Origin of the sequence: Flavobacterium orientale, assembly GCF_014638005.1 — a bacterium.
In the GTDB taxonomy this organism is placed as follows: domain Bacteria; phylum Bacteroidota; class Bacteroidia; order Flavobacteriales; family Flavobacteriaceae; genus Flavobacterium; species Flavobacterium orientale.
Window position 1 is genome coordinate 52,852 of record NZ_BMFG01000005.1, and the last position, 21,405, is coordinate 74,256.

19 protein-coding genes are annotated in these 21,405 nt (G+C 35.5%); 12 read left to right on the forward strand and 7 right to left on the reverse strand.

The window, feature by feature from the left end:
- Window positions 1-21: 21 nt before the first annotated feature.
- A complete protein-coding gene (gene lpdA, locus IEV15_RS07760; RefSeq protein ID WP_188361955.1) occupies window positions 22-1,410 on the forward strand; it encodes a dihydrolipoyl dehydrogenase in 1,389 nt (462 codons plus the stop codon).
- Between the two features lie 206 nt (window positions 1,411-1,616).
- On the opposite strand, the gene nhaA is transcribed toward lpdA, so the two are convergent.
- Window positions 1,617-2,945 carry a Na+/H+ antiporter NhaA gene (gene nhaA, locus IEV15_RS07765; protein WP_188361956.1) on the reverse strand — a complete coding sequence of 443 codons (1,329 nt, stop codon included), beginning with the start codon at window positions 2,943-2,945 and terminating at the stop codon, window positions 1,617-1,619.
- 191 nt (window positions 2,946-3,136) lie between these two features.
- Here nhaA and IEV15_RS07770 point away from each other — a divergent pair, with 191 nt between their 5' ends.
- The 5 genes from IEV15_RS07770 to IEV15_RS07790 all read left to right on the forward strand — a co-directional run bounded on the left by IEV15_RS07770 (window position 3,137) and on the right by IEV15_RS07790 (window position 8,380).
- A complete protein-coding gene (locus IEV15_RS07770) occupies window positions 3,137-3,502 on the forward strand; it encodes a DUF2200 domain-containing protein (RefSeq protein ID WP_188361957.1) in 366 nt (121 codons plus the stop codon).
- Window positions 3,503-3,617: 115 nt separating this feature from the next.
- Entirely contained in the window at window positions 3,618-4,463 is an 846-nt protein-coding gene (locus IEV15_RS07775) for an alpha/beta hydrolase family protein (protein ID WP_188361958.1), read from the forward strand.
- A 176-nt stretch (window positions 4,464-4,639) separates the two neighbouring features.
- Window positions 4,640-5,215 carry a non-canonical purine NTP diphosphatase gene (locus IEV15_RS07780; protein ID WP_188361959.1) on the forward strand — a complete coding sequence of 192 codons (576 nt, stop codon included), beginning with the start codon at window positions 4,640-4,642 and terminating at the stop codon, window positions 5,213-5,215.
- A gap of 408 nt (window positions 5,216-5,623) precedes the next feature.
- On the forward strand, window positions 5,624-7,498 hold the full coding sequence (locus IEV15_RS07785; protein ID WP_188361960.1) for a DEAD/DEAH box helicase: 1,875 nt from the start codon (window positions 5,624-5,626) through the stop codon (window positions 7,496-7,498).
- A 111-nt stretch (window positions 7,499-7,609) separates the two neighbouring features.
- Window positions 7,610-8,380, forward strand: a complete 771-nt coding sequence (locus tag IEV15_RS07790) for a carboxypeptidase-like regulatory domain-containing protein (protein WP_188361961.1) — start codon at window positions 7,610-7,612, stop codon at window positions 8,378-8,380.
- A gap of 5 nt (window positions 8,381-8,385) precedes the next feature.
- Here IEV15_RS07790 and IEV15_RS07795 read toward each other — a convergent pair whose 3' ends face one another.
- Complete coding sequence (locus tag IEV15_RS07795; protein ID WP_188361962.1) at window positions 8,386-9,060, reverse strand: TrmH family RNA methyltransferase; 675 nt, start codon at window positions 9,058-9,060, stop codon at window positions 8,386-8,388.
- 55 nt (window positions 9,061-9,115) lie between these two features.
- Between IEV15_RS07795 and IEV15_RS07800 the strand changes: the two genes are divergently transcribed.
- From IEV15_RS07800 to IEV15_RS07810, 3 genes are read left to right on the forward strand one after another with little or no spacing between them, the layout of a single operon-like run.
- The gene (locus IEV15_RS07800) at window positions 9,116-9,649 is read left to right on the forward strand and encodes an RNA polymerase sigma factor (RefSeq protein ID WP_188361963.1); all 534 of its coding nucleotides are present in this window, start codon (window positions 9,116-9,118) and stop codon (window positions 9,647-9,649) included.
- Window positions 9,646-10,440 carry an anti-sigma factor gene (locus IEV15_RS07805; RefSeq protein ID WP_188361964.1) on the forward strand — a complete coding sequence of 265 codons (795 nt, stop codon included), beginning with the start codon at window positions 9,646-9,648 and terminating at the stop codon, window positions 10,438-10,440. Before IEV15_RS07800 ends, IEV15_RS07805 begins: the two co-directional genes overlap by 4 nt.
- A 59-nt stretch (window positions 10,441-10,499) precedes the next feature.
- Complete coding sequence (locus tag IEV15_RS07810) at window positions 10,500-11,192, forward strand: SIR2 family NAD-dependent protein deacylase (protein WP_188361965.1); 693 nt, start codon at window positions 10,500-10,502, stop codon at window positions 11,190-11,192.
- On the opposite strand, the gene IEV15_RS07815 is transcribed toward IEV15_RS07810, so the two are convergent.
- Window positions 11,179-11,586 carry a hypothetical protein gene (locus IEV15_RS07815; protein ID WP_188361966.1) on the reverse strand — a complete coding sequence of 136 codons (408 nt, stop codon included), beginning with the start codon at window positions 11,584-11,586 and terminating at the stop codon, window positions 11,179-11,181. The two genes, IEV15_RS07810 and IEV15_RS07815, sit on opposite strands and share 14 nt — an antisense overlap.
- A 138-nt stretch (window positions 11,587-11,724) precedes the next feature.
- Here IEV15_RS07815 and purB point away from each other — a divergent pair, with 138 nt between their 5' ends.
- The 3 genes from purB (at window position 11,725) to IEV15_RS07830 (ending at window position 15,671) form a co-directional block, all read left to right on the forward strand.
- Window positions 11,725-13,071 carry an adenylosuccinate lyase gene (gene purB, locus IEV15_RS07820; protein ID WP_188361967.1) on the forward strand — a complete coding sequence of 449 codons (1,347 nt, stop codon included), beginning with the start codon at window positions 11,725-11,727 and terminating at the stop codon, window positions 13,069-13,071.
- A gap of 110 nt (window positions 13,072-13,181) precedes the next feature.
- Window positions 13,182-13,784: an NAD(P)H-dependent oxidoreductase gene (locus tag IEV15_RS07825; protein WP_188361968.1), complete on the forward strand. Its 603-nt coding sequence runs from the start codon at window positions 13,182-13,184 to the stop codon at window positions 13,782-13,784.
- A 3-nt stretch (window positions 13,785-13,787) separates the two neighbouring features.
- Window positions 13,788-15,671 carry a monovalent cation:proton antiporter-2 (CPA2) family protein gene (locus tag IEV15_RS07830; protein ID WP_188361969.1) on the forward strand — a complete coding sequence of 628 codons (1,884 nt, stop codon included), beginning with the start codon at window positions 13,788-13,790 and terminating at the stop codon, window positions 15,669-15,671.
- A gap of 47 nt (window positions 15,672-15,718) precedes the next feature.
- Here the strand turns inward: IEV15_RS07830 and guaB are convergent, their stop codons facing one another.
- The 4 genes from guaB to IEV15_RS07850 all read right to left on the reverse strand — a co-directional run bounded on the left by guaB (window position 15,719) and on the right by IEV15_RS07850 (window position 21,266).
- The gene (gene guaB, locus IEV15_RS07835; RefSeq protein WP_188361970.1) at window positions 15,719-17,191 is read right to left on the reverse strand and encodes an IMP dehydrogenase; all 1,473 of its coding nucleotides are present in this window, start codon (window positions 17,189-17,191) and stop codon (window positions 15,719-15,721) included.
- Window positions 17,192-17,341: 150 nt separating this feature from the next.
- Window positions 17,342-18,652 (reverse strand): hypothetical protein, encoded by a 1,311-nt coding sequence (locus IEV15_RS07840; RefSeq protein WP_188361971.1) that lies wholly within the window; start codon window positions 18,650-18,652, stop codon window positions 17,342-17,344.
- Window positions 18,653-18,746: 94 nt separating this feature from the next.
- Window positions 18,747-20,750 (reverse strand): NAD-dependent DNA ligase LigA, encoded by a 2,004-nt coding sequence (ligA, locus tag IEV15_RS07845; RefSeq protein ID WP_188361972.1) that lies wholly within the window; start codon window positions 20,748-20,750, stop codon window positions 18,747-18,749.
- A gap of 36 nt (window positions 20,751-20,786) precedes the next feature.
- Entirely contained in the window at window positions 20,787-21,266 is a 480-nt protein-coding gene (locus IEV15_RS07850) for a DUF6495 family protein (RefSeq protein ID WP_188361973.1), read from the reverse strand.
- Window positions 21,267-21,405 lie beyond the last annotated feature (139 nt).

Here is a 21,405-nt window from a genome sequence, read left to right on the forward strand (position 1 = left end):
TAATTAGCAAAAATATAAAATATGAACTACGATATTATAGTTTTAGGTAGTGGACCCGGTGGTTATGTAACAGCCATTCGTGCTTCGCAATTGGGTTTCAAAGTAGCCGTTATTGAAAAAGAAAACTTAGGTGGTGTTTGTTTGAACTGGGGATGTATTCCAACCAAAGCTCTTTTAAAATCGGCTCAAGTGTTTGAATACCTAAAACATGCCTCTGATTACGGATTAACAGTTGCTTCATTTGATAAAGATTTTGGTGCCGTAATCAACCGAAGCCGCAATGTCGCTGACGGAATGAGCAAAGGTGTTCAGTTTTTAATGAAAAAAAATAAAATTGACGTAATTGAAGGTTTTGGTAAATTAAAACCTGGCAAAAAAGTAGCGGTTACAGCTGCAGATGGTAAAGTAACAGAATACAGTGCTGATCACATCATTATTGCAACCGGAGCCCGTTCGCGTGAATTGCCAAACTTACCTCAAGACGGTAAAAAGGTAATTGGTTACCGTCAAGCGATGACAATGCCATCGCAACCTAAAAAAATGATTGTGGTAGGTTCAGGTGCTATTGGGGTTGAATTTGCCAGCTTTTATAACGCTATGGGAACAGAAGTAACCATCGTTGAATTCATGCCCAATGTAGTTCCCGTTGAAGATGAAGATATCTCCAAACAATTTGAACGTTCGTTGAAGAAATCAGGAATTACAGTAATGACCAATTCCTCTGTGGAACGCATTGACACTAGTGGTTCAGGCGTAAAAGCGTTTGTAAAAACAGCCAAAGGAGAAGAGGTTTTAGAAGCAGACATTTTACTTTCGGCAGTAGGAATAAAAACCAATATTGAAAACATCGGTTTAGAAGACGTGGGTATTGCTACCGACCGTGATAAAATCTTAGTTAACGATTATTGTCAAACCAATATTCCTGGTTATTATGCTATTGGAGATGTGACACCAGGACAGGCCTTGGCTCACGTTGCTTCTGCAGAAGGAATCTTGTGTGTAGAAAAAATAAAAGGTTTGCATGTTGAACCTATCGACTACGGAAACGTTCCGGGTTGTACCTATGCAACTCCCGAAATTGCATCGGTTGGAATGACTGAAAAGCAAGCTAAAGAAAAAGGATACGAATTGAAAATCGGAAAGTTCCCTTTTAGTGCTTCCGGAAAAGCAAAAGCAGCAGGAACTCCTGACGGTTTTGTGAAAGTAATCTTTGATGCCAAATATGGCGAATGGTTGGGTTGCCACATGATTGGAGCAGGTGTAACCGATATGATTGCAGAAGCAGTAGTTGCTCGTAAATTAGAAACTACAGGTCACGAAATATTAAAAGCCATTCACCCTCATCCAACGATGAGCGAAGCGGTAATGGAAGCTGTAGCAGATGCTTATGGTGAAGTGATTCACTTATAAGAAATAAATAGAAACACGGAGAAGCTGTCTTTAAAAAAGGCAGCTTTTTTTTATTTTATTTGTTGATATTCCACATGTTTTAAATAGGTCTCTTATGCTTTTGTTTATTTAAAAACCATTGTTTTACTTACTATATGATTTCTCTGGAATATATAAAACCTTAAAGAGCCTACCCTGGCGGTTAATGGACTTGTACCATTCACTCCCTACTCCAAACTCCCCACTTCTTTCCTTCCGTTTCCTTTCAACAAATAATACCCAAATACTCCTGCTATCGAGGACGCAGCCAAAATACCGAGTTTGGCTTGTTTGATGAGCTGTTCGTCTTTGAATGCTAAATCTGTGATGAACACTGACATGGTAAATCCAATAGCGGCAAGCAATCCCACACCCATTATCTTAGGCCAGTCAACCCCGTGAGGCAAATGGCAAATACGCAACTTGACCATAATGAAAGTGAACAAGGTGATACCAACAACTTTTCCAACTATGAGTCCGCTAACCACTCCCAAAGTCACAGAGCTCATGAGTTGTTGATAGACATCAGAGCCTAGAACAACACCGGCATTGGCGAAGGCGAAAACAGGTAACACCACAAAACTAACAAAGCTATTGAAACTGTGTTCTAAACGATGTAAAGGCGGTGAAGCATCATAGGTCAACAAAGTAATTTTCTCAATCTCGGAACTGAGTTTACTTTTATTAAGTGGCATAGTATCGTGTTGATGTCCAATTTTAAAGGCCATCAATCTAATCTTTCTCAAAAAGAGTCCGGTGTGTACTTTGCGATTGGCGGGTATCGTAAAGGCCACCAATACGGCAGCAATGGTAGCATGCACTCCGGAAAGCAATATCGCTAGCCATACCCCACCGATGCCAAAAAGGGCATAGTATAACGTATTTCTAATACCTAATATATTTCCAATGATGAGGAAGACCATGAATGAAGCTCCCAAGTACAGGTTTTGAACAGCAATTTCTTCTGTATAAAATAGGGCAATGACCAGTATTGCTCCTATGTCGTCGACAATAGCGACAGCCGTTAGAAATACTTTTAGTGATAAAGGTACCTTGTCTCCAAGTAAGTATAATATCCCTAAAGCAAAAGCAATATCCGTTGCCATCGGAATACCCCAACCATTAGCACCGGGAGTACCATGATTGATTAGCGTATAGATTAATGCCGGAACCAACATACCACCAAGAGCAGCAAAAGCAGGCAATAGCGAATCACGAAAAGAAGAAAGTTCACCTTCTAAAATTTCACGTTTTAACTCTAAACCTACTAGGAAGAAAAACATCGACATAAGTCCGTCATTAATCCAATGCAAAATGTTTTTTTTAATTTGGAAATTATGCACCCCAAAGGAAATATACTTGTCTAAAAATGAAAAATAATAAGTAGATAGACTTGAGTTTGCCACCACCATTGCCAACATCGCGGCGAGGAATAAAACGATTCCAACAGATGTTTTTTTCTCAATAAAATTTTGGATGGGCTTTAGAAAAAAAAGATCTAATTTAGACTTTCTCATGGTCGCTATTTTTGAAATTAAGAGACTTTATAAGTTGAACGTTACTTACAAAAGTAAACTATTTAAATAAAAAAGAAGGTGAATTCTAAAATCTTATTTCGTTACTTTTGTTTTAAAATTACAGTTATTGAAAATAAACACTTGTCTATTAGAAACAAAATTACCTAACAAAACAACAAGTATCTTATACTATGAAAATAACTCCCGAACATAACGAACGAATGGCAAAAATGACTTTTGCATCCGTTTATCCGCACTACGTTACTAAAGTGGAAGGCAAAGGCAGAACAAAAGAAGAATTACACGAAGTCATAACTTGGTTAACCGGTTTTGATGATAAAAAACTACAAGAATTGATTGAAGAAAAAGTCACTTTTGAAACTTTCTTCAACAGAGCAAATTTAAACCCTTTGGCCAATTTGATTAAAGGTGTTATCTGTGGTTATCGAATTGAAGAAATTGACAATCCTCTAACTAAACAAGTGCGATATCTTGACAAACTGGTTGATGAATTAGCCAAAGGCAAAAAAATGGAGAAGATTTTACGGACTTCTTAAATAAATTAACGAAACTCTTACTTTGATTGTATCGTATTATTTAAAGTAAAAAATACGGCCATGGTAAATTAAACCATTTCCAAGTTTAAAAGTCAAATACAAATACTTTAATGAAATGAAACTACTCGTCATTTTGTCTTTATTCCTGCTTTCCTGTCAAAAAGACGATACGATTGCAACACCCAATCCATCGTCTGACGCTTATAGAATAACCAAAAGCATTTCTTATAACGACGTGAATGTTGATGTTGTCATTGACAAACCGACAAATAATGAAGTAGATGTATTGATTCTGTATCATGGTACTGTTTCCTATGACAGTGCAATTCTCAATGCTGCCAATACTACCTTAAATAATTTTAAAAACATTCTCAACAGAAACGATATGATGCTTGTGAGTGTGGCATATCCCGAAGAAAATTTATTACTAGGTGACAACATACTTCAAGCAGAAGCAGCTTTACTATGGGTAAAAAACAACGCCAATCAAGAACTTGGTATAACCGTAGGTAAACTATTTTTAGCAGGTCATTCCCAAGGAGGTTATTTAGTAACACGACTAAATACAATGCATGAGACCAATGGCGTTATTGCCAATGCTCCCGGTCCGTTAAATCTGGTCTACCGATGCAGCCTGGAAGAAAATGGTCAAATTCAAACAAGCCTGGTTTGCACACAACTCAAAAACACCTTCGGAACAACAAACAGTAATCCAAACGCCTATTTTGATCGATCGCTTTTAAATTTTACTAGTGGATTTAAATCTGATATTCTCTTTGTTCAAGGACTGAACGATTCCCCTATTCAGATGTATTCTTGGCCCATTTTCAAACAAGAGGTTTTAAATTGTTCAAATTGCCAAAACAATCAGTTTCTCGAAATTCAAGGCCAAGGTCATACCGCACTGTTTACAAGTGCAACAGCAAAAGCAACTTTTAATAATTTTATAGCAACCAGATAATTCTGAATACGCATCTAGCCATTGAGAATGATTATAAATGTTAAAATTTTGATTCAATCTCTTACTCACACTATTAAAACCGAAACTAGAAGTTAGAATCTAAATAATTTCGAAACATTTAAATCCCAAAATTTCTTCTACTTTTTTAAATAAATTTAACTACTTTCGTCTCAAAAATGCAACTCGTTTTCGCCTCAAACAACCCCAACAAAGTAAAAGAAATACAACTACTTTTACCAAAAACCATAACCCTTCAAAGTTTGGAAGCTATTGGTTGTAACGAAGAAATTCCGGAAACAGCCCAAACTATCGAAGGCAACGCCATTCAAAAAGCCAATTACATTACCCAAAACTACAACTTAAATTGTTTTGCTGATGACACAGGGCTTGAGGTGGAAGCTCTCAACGGCGAACCAGGTGTTTACTCCGCCCGTTATGCCGGAAGTCAAAGAGATGCAAATGACAACATGGATAAACTTTTGGTAAACCTCTCCGATAAAACAAACCGAAAAGCACAATTCAAAACTACCATTTGCCTGAACATAGATGGCAAACAACACCTTTTTGAAGGTAGTATCAAAGGAACGATTACCACAGAAAAAAAAGGAAATCAAGGCTTCGGCTACGACCCCATTTTCATTCCTCATGGATATAATCGAACCTTTGCAGAAATGACTTTAGAAGAAAAATCAAAAATCAGTCACCGCGGTTTGGCAATTACACAATTAGTCAATTTTTTAAAAAAACAATAAAACAAGTCAATAACCTATATATATCGTACTTATAGCGTACTTATAGCGTAGTCATAGCGTATTTATAGCGTATAAAAGCTATAGATAAGCCATACCAAAGCCCACCTTGTGGTACCCCTACTCTAATTAAAATACTAATTTAAAATAACTAAGTTAGGAGTAAACTTGCTAGTTCAAGGTAACAATAGATGGAGCTGGGAAATTGATGGTAGTAAAGAAAGTGACAGCAATAAAAGTAACGAATACTACTGTGTTTTAATCACTTTGAAACAACATTAGTAAGTTATTTATCGCATCCTCCCCTTTGAGTAAGTAATCATAGTTGTCAACTAATTAAAAATCAATAACTAACACCATTAGTTTTTATGATTTTTAAACCTTACCTTTGCACCCAATTTAAAATTATATATGAACAAATTTGAACAATTAGGATTGAGTGAATCGCTACAGCGTGCGATTATCGATCTAGGATTTGAAAATCCGACCGAAGTACAGGAAAAAGCGATTCCCCTATTATTGGAACAAGAAACAGATTTAGTTGCGTTGGCTCAAACAGGGACAGGGAAAACGGCAGCATTTGGTTTCCCGCTTATCCAAAAAATTGATGCGAACAATAGAAATACGCAGGCCTTAATTTTATCTCCTACTCGCGAACTGTGTTTGCAGATTACGAATGAAATTAAATTGTACTCTAAGTACGAAAAAGGAATTAATGTGGTAGCTGTTTATGGAGGTGCAAGCATCTCCGAACAAGCTCGTGAAGTAAAAAGAGGAGCTCAAATTATTGTAGCAACCCCGGGTAGAATGCAAGATATGATTAACAGAGGTTATGTAAACATCTCTGAAATCAACTATTGTATCCTTGATGAAGCCGATGAAATGTTAAACATGGGATTCTATGAAGACATCGTTAGCATTTTATCTACAACCCCTGATGAAAAAAGCACTTGGTTGTTCTCAGCCACAATGCCTCAGGAAGTAGCTCGTATTGCTAAAAAATTCATGCATGAACCACAGGAAATTACTGTAGGTGCTAAAAACTCAGGTTCTGCAACAGTATCTCATGAGTTTTATTTAGTGAATGCTCGCGATCGTTATGAAGCTTTAAAACGTTTAGCAGATGCCAATCCGGATATCTTTTCGGTAGTGTTTTGTAGAACAAAAAGAGACACACAAGCAGTAGCTGAAAAGTTAATTGAAGATGGTTATAATGCAGCAGCGTTGCATGGCGATTTATCGCAAGCTCAACGTGATTCTGTAATGAAATCATTCCGTGGTCGTCAAATTCAAATGCTGGTTGCAACCGATGTTGCCGCTCGTGGTATTGATGTTGACAATATTACTCACGTAGTAAACTACCAATTACCTGATGAAATTGAAACCTACAATCACCGTTCAGGTCGTACGGGTCGTGCAGGTAAATTAGGAACTTCAATCGTAATTGTTACAAAAAGTGAATTGCGTAAAATTTCTGCTATTGAAAGAATCATCAAACAGAAATTTGAAGAGAAAACAATCCCATCAGGAATTGAAATCTGTGAAATCCAATTATTACACTTAGCTACAAAAATTAAAGATACCGAAGTAGATCACGAAATTGACAACTACCTTCCGGCAATCAATGAAGTTTTAGAAGGATTAAGCAAAGAAGAATTGATTAAGAAAATGGTATCGGTTGAATTCAACCGATTCATCAATTACTATAAGAAAACAAGAGATTTATCCTCACAATCATCAGGTTCTGAAAGACGTGACGAAAGAGAACCTAGAGAAAACAATAGCGGAGCAACTCGTTTCTTCGTTAACATTGGTTCAAGAGATAATTTTGATTGGATGCAACTAAAAGACTTCTTGCGTGATACGTTAGAATTAGGTCGCGAAGACGTTTACAAAGTAGATGTTAAAGAAGGTTTCTCTTTCTTCAACACCGATATCGAACACACAGATAAAGTAATGGATGTGTTAAACGGTATGCAATTGGAAGGTCGTAAAATCAACGTAGAAATCTCTAAAAATGATGGTGGCGGAAGACGTGACCATAATGGCAGAAGTTCGGGTGGTTTTAGAGGCGAAAGAAGCTCAGGCTCAAGAGGCGGAGGAAGTTTCGGCCCAAGAAAAGAAGGTGGAGCTCCAAGAAGCGACAGAAAAGAAGGCGGATTTAGACCAAGAACCGAAAGTGGTTCTTCAGAAAGACCAGCCAGACGTTCAGATGATTCTCGTAGTGAAAGACCGGCCGGCCGTTCATTTGAAGCCGCAAAAAATAGAAGACCAAGAAGAAGTTAATACATTTTAACACCCTTTTTTGGGTTTGAAATTGTTAATTTTCTGATAATAGACTAAAAACTGTAAAAAATCTCAAAGCGAATGCTTACTTTTAAACCGTTAAATCAGTTTATGAGATTTTTTACAGTTTTATTATTTATTTTAGTTTCTTTTGCCTCCTTTTCGCAAAAGACCTTCCCTGATATGGTTAAGGTGAATGGCGTTATCAAAGACGACAATTCACTTAAACTATTGAGTAATGTACATATCATCAATTTTAACACCGTAAAAGGTACCATCACAAATGAAAAAGGTTATTTTGAAATTGATGCACAAGTAAATGATACACTGCACATTTCCATATTAGGTTACCAATCCATTAGAGTTCGGGTTACTAATGACTGGATCAATTCAAAATCAACAGAAATAAAACTTACAGAAAAAGCCTATGCCTTAGAAGAAGTTGTGGTGACGCCTTATACTTTAACCGGTTACTTGGAAATTGATGCTAAAATAATTCCGATTCCTGAAAACTATCGTTATGGCATTTCCGGACTTTCTTATGGCTATGAAGCGGGAAGTAAATCACCTAACGCAATAAGTCGTGTGGTAAGTTCACTATTTAATCCTGCAGATTTACTCTATAATTTCTTTGGAAAAAAACCAAATGAATTAAAGAAGTTAAAAGAAATGAAAAAAGACGATACGGTTAGATCCATGCTCGAAAACAAATTTGATCGTGAAACCATTTCTATCATGTTAGGTGTTGACAAAAAAGAAATACCTGAAATCCTTCATCGTTGTAATTATTCTGAGACTTTTATCAAAACGGCAAACGACTTACAAGTACTTGATGCCATTAGCGATTGTTACGAAGAATATAAAATTCTAAAAAAGAAATAATAATCCTAATTTGAATTTTCTTCAATAAATCGTTCCGTGATTTTCACATAATCTTTTATGGATTTTTGTGCCCAATCAATTTTCTTTAAAAGAATTTCCTGAGGTGTCAATCGCCAATCGATGGTTGATTTTCGTAATCGATCAGATAAATGTTGTAATAAAATTGCCGCAGAGACTGAAATGTTCAAACTTTCTGTAAATCCCACCATAGGAATATGAATCATCCCATCAGCTTCTTGTAAAACTTCTTCCGAAAGTCCGTCTTTTTCAGTACCAAAAAAAAGAGCAGAAGGTTTTGTGATAGCAAAAGAAGTCAAATCAGTAGATTGATCATGTGGAGTTGTAGCTATGATTTGATACCCTTTCTTTCGCATGGCTTTCATACAAGAGGTGGAATTTTCAAACCGATAAATATCCACCCATTTTTGAGCACCTAAAGCAATTTCAGAATCAATTTGTTTTCCAAACTTTTGTTCAATCACTTGTATCTCTTGAATTCCAAACACTTCACAACTTCGCATAACGGCACTGGTGTTGTGCAATTGGTACACATCTTCCACTACTACAGTAAAATGTTTTGTTCGTGAATGCAATACATCATCAATGCGTTTTTTTCTGTTTTCAGTAATAAAACTTTCTAAAAATTCGAGGTATTCTTTGGTTTGTAATAATTCATTCATCAACAATTGGTTTTATTTCAGTAAATTCATATCTTGGCAACACTAAAAAATAACTATGACACAAGAAGAGTTGTTACCGCTAATTTATAAAAAAGAAGAAGGTGCTTTCACTATTTTGTATGACATGTATTCTAAAAGTTTATTTGGTGTTATTTCTAATTTAATAAAAGATAGAGAAGAAGCCGAAGATGTCCTTCAAGATGTTTTTGTAAAAATATGGAAAAATATAGATACCTATGCTGAAAACAAAGGTCGTTTTTACACTTGGATAGTTAACATAGCTCGAAACACAGCCATTGACAAACTACGTTCAAAAGGATTTAACAACAGTCAAAAAAACCTTTCAGCTGACAATTTCGTACATCTATTGGAAGACAGTTCAAGAATGACAAATAGAATCGATGCTATTGGAATTCAGGAATTTGTTAAAAAACTAAAACCCAAATGTATTAAATTAATTGACCTGCTGTTTTTCAAAGGCTACACGCAACAAGAGGCTTCGGATGAACTCGAAATTCCACTGGGAACCGTAAAAACCCAAAACAGAAACTGCATCACTGATTTAAGAAACTTATTACAAGTAGCATGAGTACACAAGAATACATAGAATCAGGCATTTTAGAACTGTATGTTTACGGTAAACTTTCGGAAGCTGAAATGGAAGAAGTTTTCAAAATGGCCGAACAGCATATCGAAATCAAAGAAGAAATCATTGCCATTGAACGTGCCGTTTTGTTTTTGTCAAGTAGTGTTTCGCCAAGATTATCAGGCAAAAATTATGAAGACATTAAAAAACAGATTTTTGGAGAAGCCGAAGCTCCTAAAGTAGTTGAAATCAAACCAAAATCAAATTGGTCCAACTATTTAGGATGGGCTGCAGCACTTGTTTTCTTAGTCGGTGGTTATTATTATCACATGCAAAAACAAGAAGAAGCAACCAATCAAATTGTTACGGTTGAAAATGAAAAATCTGAATTGCAAAAAAACATTGTAGATTTAGAATTAACCAACTCTGAAAATCAAGAATTAATAGCTATCATCCGTGATACAAAAAACATTGTAGTTCCTTTGTTAGGTCAGGATGTTGCTCCAAAATCGTATGCAAAAATTTATTGGAATCAGGACACCAAGAAAGTATATGTAGACGGTTTAGGATTACCAAATCCTCCTGAAGGAATGGTCTATCAAGTATGGTCCTTAAAATTAAATCCTTTAACTCCTGAAAGTATCGGATTGATTGAAAACTTTGGCACTTCTAAAAAACGTTTCTTTGAAATGAATGCTTCTTATGATTCTGAAGCATTTGGAATCACTTTAGAACCTGCCGGCGGAAGTCCAACACCTACACTAGAACAATTGTTCACTTTAGGAAAAGTGTAAATAATAATTAAATTTTAAAAATCCTTTCATCGTTGCGATTGAAAGGATTTTTTTATACTATGAAAAACTTAGTTGTACTTACAGGAGCCGGAATGAGTACTGAAAGTGGCATAAAAACCTTTAGAGATGCCGATGGTCTTTGGGAAGGTCACGATGTTATGGAAGTAGCTTCACCCGAAGGTTGGTATAAAAACCCGGAACTTGTTCTCGATTTTTATAACAAACGTAGACAACAATTGCACGAAGTAACGCCCAACCAAGGTCATTTTCTATTGGCTGAATTAGAAGCGTTTTTCAACGTTTCCATTATCACTCAAAATGTTGACAATTTGCATGAAAAAGCAGGTAGCTCATCGATTCTTCACCTTCATGGCGAATTGACAAAAGTGAGAAGTACCAAAAATGAAAACTATATCTTAGACTGGACATCCGATTTGAATTGGGGCGACACAGATAATCATGGCAATCAACTTCGCCCTCACATTGTATGGTTTGGTGAAGCCGTCCCCGCCATTGAAGAAGCCATTACAATTGTTGAAAAAGCTGATTTTATTGCCATTATAGGAACTTCCATGCAGGTATATCCTGCAGCTGGATTGGTGCATTATGCAAAACCAAACTGTCCCATTTTTTATGTAGACCCAAAACCGGCAACAATACATCAACTCAACCAACCTTTGGAAGTTATCCCAAAAGGAGCTTCTGAAGGAGTGGCTTTGTTGAAAAATAAATTGTTGGCTATTTTAAAATGAAAATAGTCTTCCATTTTGGATAATAAAAAACGATAATTAAAATTGTGATGGCTAAAGGAATACCCGTTTCAACCAATTCATGTGGTCGGTTATCTAAGAAATAATGCAATAAAAAGATATTGAAAATAATGGGTAATAAAACTATCGCTCCTATCAAACGAGTTCTCGGAATTACCAATAAAATTCCCGACAAAACTTGAAAGAATCCAATCACAACCAACATTCCAGAATTACACATTCCTGAAATAACTTGTTGGTATTCCAACGGAATGGTACTTTCCGGCCCATAAACTTTACATGGCGATAAAAAGTGTTTGTTGATGCCTTTATAAATAAAAAACAACCCCAAAGCGATACTCAAAACTACAATTGTTACTTGGAAAAAACGTTTCATACTATTTTGTTATTTATATTAATTCTAAATTGCAATAGTACTACATTTTTTGGATAAAACCATAAAATACAAAATAAATTTGCTTTTACTTTTTGAAGTTTAGAGCTATCTTTGCACTTCGACACAAACACACAACTCATGACATTTTTAAACGAATTAAATGCCATATCTCCAATAGATGGAAGATACCGATCTAAAACAGTTTCACTTGCACCTTATTTTTCTGAAGAAGCCTTAATACGCTACCGCGTATTGATTGAAATTGAATATTTTATATCGCTATGTCAAATTCCGTTACCACAATTAAAAGAGGTTCCTTCCGGCAAGTTTGAAGCTTTGAGAAATTGCTATAAAAATTTCACATCAGAAGATGCTCTTGCTATCAAAGAAATTGAAAAAACAACCAATCACGATGTAAAAGCGGTTGAATATTTTATCAAAAATGCTTTTGATGCATTGGGATTAGAAGCTTTTAAAGAGTTCATTCACTTCGGGTTAACATCACAAGATATAAATAACACGGCCATTCCGCTTTCTACAAAAGAAGCTTTTGAAAATGTTTACCTACCACTTTTAATTGGTGTAATTTCCAAATTAAAAGATTTAAGTCAGGAATGGGCAAACATCCCAATGTTAGCCAGAACACATGGTCAACCGGCCTCTCCTACCCGATTAGGAAAAGAAATTGGTGTTTTTGTAGAACGTTTAGAAGAACAAATGCGATTGTTATTCAATACGCCTTTTGCAGCTAAATTTGGTGGAGCAACAGGGAATTACAATGCCCATCATGTGGCGTATCCAAACATTGACTGGAAAAAATTTGGTAATGAATTTGTTGAAGATACGTTAGGTTTGCACCACTCCTTTCCAACAACTCAAATAGAACATTACGATCATTTTGCTGCATTTTTCGATGCGTTAAAACGCATAAATACAATCATAATAGATTTAGACAGAGACATTTGGACGTATGTTTCGATGGATTATTTCAAACAGAAAATTAAAGCCGGAGAAATTGGTTCAAGTGCCATGCCGCACAAAGTTAACCCTATTGACTTTGAAAATTCTGAAGGAAATTTAGGGATTGCCAACGCCATTTTTGAGCATTTAGCCGCCAAATTGCCATTGTCTCGACTTCAAAGAGATTTGACAGATAGTACGGTTTTAAGAAACATTGGTGTGCCAATCGGACATACCTTAATTGGTTTTGAAGCCACTTTAAAAGGGTTGAATAAACTATTGATCAACGAACCAAAATTTGCTGAAGATTTAGAAAAAAATTGGGCTGTAGTTGCAGAGGCTATTCAAACTATTTTGAGACGTGAAGGTTATCCAAATCCGTATGAAGCACTGAAAGGCTTAACAAGAACCAATGAGGCTATTGATAAAAATGCCATTCATACGTTCATTCATTCTTTGACAGTTTCAGAAGAAATCAAAACGGAACTTCTGGCAATAACCCCATCCAATTATTTAGGAATATAATTGCTTTTTTTAAATCCGATAGGAATTGGTTTTTAAATCGGAATTTAGTACCTTGTCTCAATTGAAAAAAAATAACCAATTGATGACAACTAACGCTGTATGGATACTTTATGACTACAAATAAAATTTTAATCTTATTTGCTCATCCTTTGTTTGAGAAATCCATGATAAATAGGATTTTAATTGAGTATTTGCTGGATTCTCCCAACGTTACTTTACACGATTTATACGAAGAATACCCTGAATTTGATATTGACATCAAAAGAGAACAAGATTTACTGATGGAGCATGATATCATTATTTGGCACCACCCTTTTTATTGGTACAGTTGTCCGCCTTTATTAAAGCAATGGATAGATTTAGTTTTAGAGTACAATTGGGCGTATGGCAAATCAGGAAATGCTTTAAAAGACAAAATCATTTTTCAAGCGATAACTACAGGTGGAAGTGAAGAAAATTATTGTTCGGAAGGAAGAGACCGTTTCACAATTTCTGAACTCTTAGAACCTTTCAATCAAACGGCGATGGTTTGTAAAATGAACTACCTTCCGCCATTTGTTATTCACGGAACACATAAAATGAATTCGAAAGAAGCTCTTGATAAGAGTAGAATGTACAATAAATTACTTCAGCATTTAATCGAAAATGGAATTGGAAAGGAAACTTTTGAAAACTATCCTTATTTAAATCAATGGATTCAAACAAAACAATAAAACATGGATAACGGATTCTTTGTTCAAGCCATAATTTATTTATCCGCAGCTGTGGTATTTGTTCCTATTGCAAAAAAAATAGGTCTGAGTTCTATTTTGGGGTATCTTTTTGCCGGTATCATTATTGGTCCGTTTGTGTTAGGACTTATTGGTCAAAGAGGTGAAGATATTATGCACTTTGCTGAATTTGGAGTTGTAATGATGCTTTTTCTTATTGGACTTGAATTAGACCCCCATAAGTTCTGGAAAATGCGAAAGTTTATTCTGGGAATGGGTTCGCTACAAGTAATTGGAACTTCCATCTTATTATTTCTTTTAGGTGTAATTTTATATGATTGGTCTTGGCAAGTAGCATTGATAATTGCAATGGCTTTAGCCTTATCATCAACCGCTATTGTATTGCAAACTTTGAAAGAAAAAAGTTTATCTCAAACGTCAATGGGTCGGGCTTCTTTTGCGGTATTGTTATTTCAAGATATAGCCGTAATTCCAATATTAGCTGTAATTCCGCTTTTGGTGTCTGCCAATGCAAGCATTCCACTCGAAGATTTAAATCAATCCATCATATCAGATTTTGCTGCTTGGATTCAAACCTTAATTGTTATTGGTGCCATTCTAGCTGTTTATTTTGCCGGGCGATATATTTTTGTTCCGCTCTTGCATGTGGTGGCAAAAACAAGGCTTCAAGAACTTTTTACGGCTTCTGCTCTGTTATTGGTTGTTGCGGTTTCTTACTTAATGCAACTGGTAGGTTTAAGCCCTGCTCTTGGTGCGTTTATGGCTGGTGTCGTTTTAGCCAATTCTGAATTTCGTCATGAACTCGAGGGAGATATTGCACCCTTCAAAGGATTACTTTTAGGTTTGTTTTTTATTGGCGTAGGAGCCTCAATCAATTTTCAATTAATTATTGATGACCCGATTTTTATTTTAGTTTTTGGATTGACATTAATTACTATTAAATTTTTAGTATTATTTGGCATTGGAATACTTTATAAAAAACAATCCGACCAAAATTTTCTTTTTTCATTTGGACTTAGTCAAGCAGGGGAATTTGGATTTGTCATCATGAGTTTTTCCATGCAATTAAATATCATTCCAAATATGTTGGCCAATCAAATATTAGCCATAATTGCATTGAGTATGCTATCCACACCTTTTCTGTTGTTAATCAACGAAAAATGGATTGACCCTTATTTTGGCGTTAAAGAAAAAGCAGATAAAAAAGCAGACACCATAGAAGAGCAACACGAAGTTATTATTGCAGGATTTGGACATTTTGGTAGTACTATTGGTCGACTTCTGAGAGCAAATGGAGTGAAAGCTACCATTCTTGATCATGATTCAGAACGAGTTGATTTACTTCGTAAAATGGGATTTAAAGTATATTATGGTGATGCCACCCGATTGGAGTTATTAAAAGCAGCAGGTGCAGAAGACGCAAAACTTTTTATTGCAGCCATTGATAATCCTTCGGTGAATTTAAATGTGGTTGAAATCATCCGTAAAAACTTTCCAAACCTTAAGATTCTTACCCGAGCTCGAAACAGGATTGATGCATATGAACTCATTGATCACGGAGTGGAAAACATTTATCGTGAGACATTATATACGGCGGTTCATTTGGGTGTTGATGCGTTAACTCAATTGGGACACAGAAAATATTCTGCCACAAGACAAGGCCAACGTTTTATAAAATATGACGAAGCCTCCATAAGAGAATTGGCAGCCAAACGTCATGATAAAATGGCTTATTTAGTAACGGCTCAAGAACAAATTGAATTACAGGAACAAATTTTAAAAAATGACTTGTACACCAATTTCGAAGCTAAAGATCATGCATGGGATAGTGCCTTTTTGAAAAGAGAAATCAACAACGATGACAAATAAAAAAGACGTCAAATTTGACGTCTTTTCTACTTATTTAGTTTTAAAACTTATCTCGAATAATTCGGAGCTTCTTTGGTAATCGTTACATTATGAGGATGACTTTCGCCAATGCCACTGGCTGTAATTCTAACAAAACGACCGGTATCTTGTAAAGTAGGAATATCTTTTGCTCCGCAATAACCCATTCCGGCACGAAGTCCGCCAATGAATTGCTGCATACTTTCATTTAATTCCCCTTTATAAGGAACACGACCCACAATTCCTTCCGGAACAAGTTTCTTCACATCGTCTTCCACATCCTGAAAATAACGGTCTTTTGAACCTTCTTGCATGGCTTCCACAGAACCCATTCCACGATAGGATTTGAATTTTCTTCCTTCAAAAATAATCGTCTCACCCGGTGATTCTTTAGTTCCTGCTAAAAGCGAACCTAACATCACACAATCAGCTCCTGCTGCGATTGCTTTTGGAATATCACCTGTATATCGAATACCACCATCAGCAATTACCGGAACACCACTACCTTTAATAGCAGCAGCAACTTCCAACACCGCAGAAAATTGTGGAAAACCAACTCCGGCAACCACACGAGTAGTACAAATTGAACCGGGTCCGATTCCTACTTTCACCGCATCAGCTCCATTTTCAACTAAATATTTGGCAGCTTCGGCTGTGGCAATATTTCCAACTACTACATCCAAATGAGGGAATTTGGCTTTCACTTCTTTTAAAACAGTAACCACCCCTTTGGTATGACCGTGAGCCGTATCAATAATCACTGCATCAACACCTGCATTTACTAAAGCCGTTGCTCTTTCTAACGCATCAGGAGTAACTCCTAAAGCAGCAGCAACACGCAAACGACCAAATTTATCTTTGTTGGCTATTGGTTTTTGAGTCAGTTTTGTAATATCTCTGAAGGTAATTAATCCAACCAATTTGTAGTTTTTATCAATAACCGGAAGTTTTTCAATTTTGTTTTTTTGCAAAATTCCTTCTGCTTGTTGCAAAGTCGTTCCTTCTTCAGCGGTAATTAAATTTTCAGCCGTCATAACTTCCAAAATCGAACGGGAATTTATTTTCTCAAATCGCAAATCACGGTTGGTTACAATACCTTTTAGAATACCGTTTTCATCTACCACAGGAATTCCACCAATACTAAATTCACGCATGGCTGCTTTTGCATCACCAACATTTGCTGTTAAAGGTAAAGTTACAGGATCCAAAATCATTCCGGCTTCCGCCCGTTTTACTTTACGAACTTTAGCAGCTTGTTGTTCAATGGTCATGTTTTTGTGCAAAACACCAATGCCGCCTTCTTGAGCCATGGCAATTGCCATCGAACTTTCGGTAACAGTATCCATCGCAGCCGAGATTATTGGGACGTTTAACGTGATATTTCGAGAAAATTTAGATTGAATGCTTACGTCGCGTGGTAAAACTTCTGAGTAGTTGGGAATCAACAGAACATCGTCATAGGTTAAACCCTCTCCAACGATTTTTGTTTCATGTGCTTTCATGGTTGCAATTTGTAGTTAAATTGCGTGCAAATATACGCTTTTTTTTGATTGGAAGCAATTACGATTTCTAACATTTTAAGTATCCCCTAAATTGAAAATACACAACAGTATCTAGAAGTAAGTATAAAAATGTTTGTTGTGTTATATTTATTATTTCAACACAATTTCTTTACATATATATCCTTTACTTTCAAAAAATCCTTTGGGAAAAGCCATTAAATAATTCCCACGATATTCCCATAATATTAATGTACCATCTTTAAGAAAAATCCATCTAGAAAAGCTTGTTTCAGTATCTCTATTTTCTGTTAACTCATAGAAAATGGCGTCCTTATATCTACCGTTATATTTATTTTTATCAATACCATTATCGGCTAAATCTTCTTTAAAAGAATTTTCTGCTTCTTTACTCAAAGATTTAGAATTAACCCAATGTATTTCTCCGAGGCAATTATCGCATTTTAAAGTATAATTATAGACTGGATTTAATTTTAATCGATTAATCAATTTGTCTTTTTTATAAAGAATTGTCTTAGGCGAGTTCATAATCTTATTTGTTCCGAAAATTGTATAAAATTCAATTTTTTTTGAAACTATAGAATCCTTTAAAGACATTTCAAGACAACGCCTACCAAAATCTCCGCCCCATTCAATTGAAGACATATCTACAATCTCAGCTCTCTTAATTTCAAATTCTTTTTCTAATAATTTAAAAGTTCTCGAATATTTATTTCTTGCCTCTAAGTAATTTTCTTTGTCATTAATAAATTCTCGATAAAATTCATTAATAAAATGATAATTGAAATTTTTACCACTTAATCGTTCTTTATTGGTTGGAACTTTATCTGGTAATAATTCAGCAATTAATTCAGACAATCTAGAATTATAAACTTTATGTTTTTTGATGTGCCAAGGCAACATATATGGGTATTGCCCATTTGAAGATGCAGATAAAGTATCATTTTTATTAATTAATTGGATAAAAACAAATGGATAATCATCCGTCCTATTCGAACCTTGAAGTGATATTGCTATTTTGTTTGCTTTTCTAACATCTTTTATTGCACCGATTGCAATTGAATCTATTTCCTTTGTCGTTTTCCAGTTTTTCCTATATTCTTTCCATAATTTTGCAGCATTCTGATCAAGCCATAATGAATCTTTTTCAAAAAAGCTCATTGACTCTTTTGATAAATCTGATTCACCATTATTCTGTAGTAGACCGACTATTTCATTAATTAATTTAGGATCAACTTTTTTGATAATCGAGTCGGGTTTTTCTAAAGAAGTAAGTAATAAATCTTCCTTTTCAATTTGAAATTTGTTGTCAAAATATGACCAACCCACATAAACATCGTGTATCACAATTTTATCCCAATTATTAATAATAATATCATTTTGCCCAATAACATTTTGGATACAAATGAGTGTAATTAATATGATAGGAATAAGTTTATTCATAATTATTCATAACTTAAATATCAACTATAATTTCCAACTTTCTAATCCTTTAAAAAAATACATATTTCATAAACTATTAATCAAAATCAAACCATCACTTCTTATAATCTCCAATCATTCCCAAAAAATCATTTTCACTAATAATCGGAACTTTAAGTTGTGATGCTTTTTCCAATTTTGCCGGTCCCATATTATCACCTGCAATTACAAAATTCGTTTTTGCTGAAATGGAACTGCCTACTTTTCCTCCATGATCTTCAATGGCTTTCTTTAAATCATCACGAGAAAATTTTTCAAACACACCTGAAACTACAAACGTTTTTCCTTCTAAAACATTACTAACTACTGTTGATTTCGATTCGTCCAAAGTTAATTGAACTCCCACATTTTTAAGTCGCTCCACAGTGATTCTGTTTTCAGGATTCTCAAAAAACTCAATCACACTTTGAGCAATTTTATCGCCAATTTCATCCACTAAAATCAAATCCATCAAACTGGCATTCGCAATAGCATCTATATTTTTATAATGTTTGGCTAATTTTTTAGCGACAGTTTCGCCAACATACCGAATTCCCAACGCATACAAAACCCGTTCAAACGGAACTTCTTTCGATTTTTCAATTCCGTTGATTAAATTCTCCGCACTTTTTTGAGCCATTCGTTCCAACGGAAGAATTTGTTCGATCTTTAAATCATACAAATCGGCATAATTTTTCACTAAACCATTTTGATAGAGCAACGCCACCGTTTCGCCACCTAAACCTTCAATATCCATTGCTTTTCGGGTAATGTAGTGTTGAATGCGACCTATAATCTGTGGCGGACAACCATAAAAATTCGGACAATAATGATTGGCTTCGCCTTCTTTTCGCTCTAAAGCGGTTTGACATTCGGGACAATTAGTAATGTAAACCGTTGGAAAAGATTCGCTTCCTCTTTCGGCAACGGCTATAATTTTTGGAATAATTTCGCCGCCTTTTTCAACAAAAACTTTATCACCAATACGAATATCTAATTTTTCAATTTGATCGGCGTTGTGCAACGAAGCTCTTTTAACAATGGTTCCCGCCAATTGCACTGGTTCTAAATTGGCAACAGGCGTAATCGCTCCCGTTCTTCCCACTTGATAGGAAATGGAATTTAATCGGGTGGAAACTTGTTCCGATTTGAATTTATATGCCATTGCCCAACGAGGCGATTTGGACGTATAACCTAATTCGTCCTGATGTTGCAAACTGTTAACTTTGATTACAACCCCATCTGTTTCATAAGGTAAGTCGTGTCGATGTACATCCCAATAGGTAATGAATTCCAACACTTCTTGCATATTCTTCGCCAATTTTGCTTGAGATGGCACTTTGAACCCCCAGTTTCTAGCCGTTTCCAAACCTTCAAATTGTGTTTTAAAAGGAAGATTATTTCCCACAATAAAATACAACAAACAATCCAACGGACGTTTGGCAACCTCAGCACTATCTTGTAATTTTAAACTTCCGGAAGCGGTGTTTCTTGGATTGGAATAAGGTGTTTCACCAATTTCAATCAACTCCTGATTCATCTTTTCAAATCCGGCAAATGGTAGAATTATTTCACCTCGAATATCGAACTTCGGTGGATAATTTCCTTTTAATTGCAATGGAATAGACCGAATGGTTTTGATATTATTCGTCACTTCATCACCTTGAAAACCATCGCCACGCGTCACGGCTTTTTTTAACTTTCCGTTTTCATAAGTGATGCTGATTGAAGCTCCGTCGTATTTTAATTCACACGTATAGTCCAAATCAACATTTCCTAATATTTTTTGAATTCGAACTTCCCAATCCATCAGATCTTCGGTGGAATACGAATTATCTAACGAATACATTCGATGTTCGTGAGCCACCGTATTAAAATTCTTAGTGATGCTTCCTCCTACGCGTTGCGTGGGTGAATTTTCATCAAAAAACTCCGGATGTTGCGTTTCCAACTCTTGTAATTGTTTCAATAATTGATCAAATTCAAAATCGGAAATGGTGGGTTTGTCCAACACATAATAGTTGTGGTTGTGTTGGTTGAGTTCGTCACGAAGGGTTTGAATTTTGGTTGGGATATCCATTTTTTTGAGGTACTAAGGTTCTGAGGTGCTAAGGTGCTAAGGTTTTGCGTTGACTATTTTATCAATTTGCTGGTACAATTGTCCGTCACTTAAAATCGCTCCTTGTTGGATAATGTCAAAAATAGCAGCATTGCGTTCACCTTGGTATTCTTTTCGTCCCACATGAATGTCAATTGCATCGGTAAACAAATTATTGACCATCCATTCCAATCCTTTGGAAGTCATGAAATCAACTTCGAGTTCTAGTGTTTTTAAAACAATCGATTTTACTTCGGTTTCCAAACAATGAAACAAGAAGATATGGTTCTTTGAAAAATGTTCTAAATAATTGGTCTGACTCAAAACACCTTCCCAAATTAAATCAGAGAAAACATCTAATTCTTGCTCCGCTACTTCGGGCTTGTTAATCTTGATTTCATCCCATTCTTTTTTGTCAATGGATTGTGTGGCTAAAAAATTAGCGAATTCTTGGTGGAGGGCTTCGAATTGTTCTTTGGTTAGTCTTGAATATTTCATTTTAAAGGTACTGAGGTACTAAGGTGCTAAGGCACTAAGGTTTTTATTACTATTTAATTTTAATTTTTTCAATTGCAGGTCTTGTTAAGGTTACATCAGGATGTGAGTTATTGGTTGATTACTGAGGTTCCAAAACTCG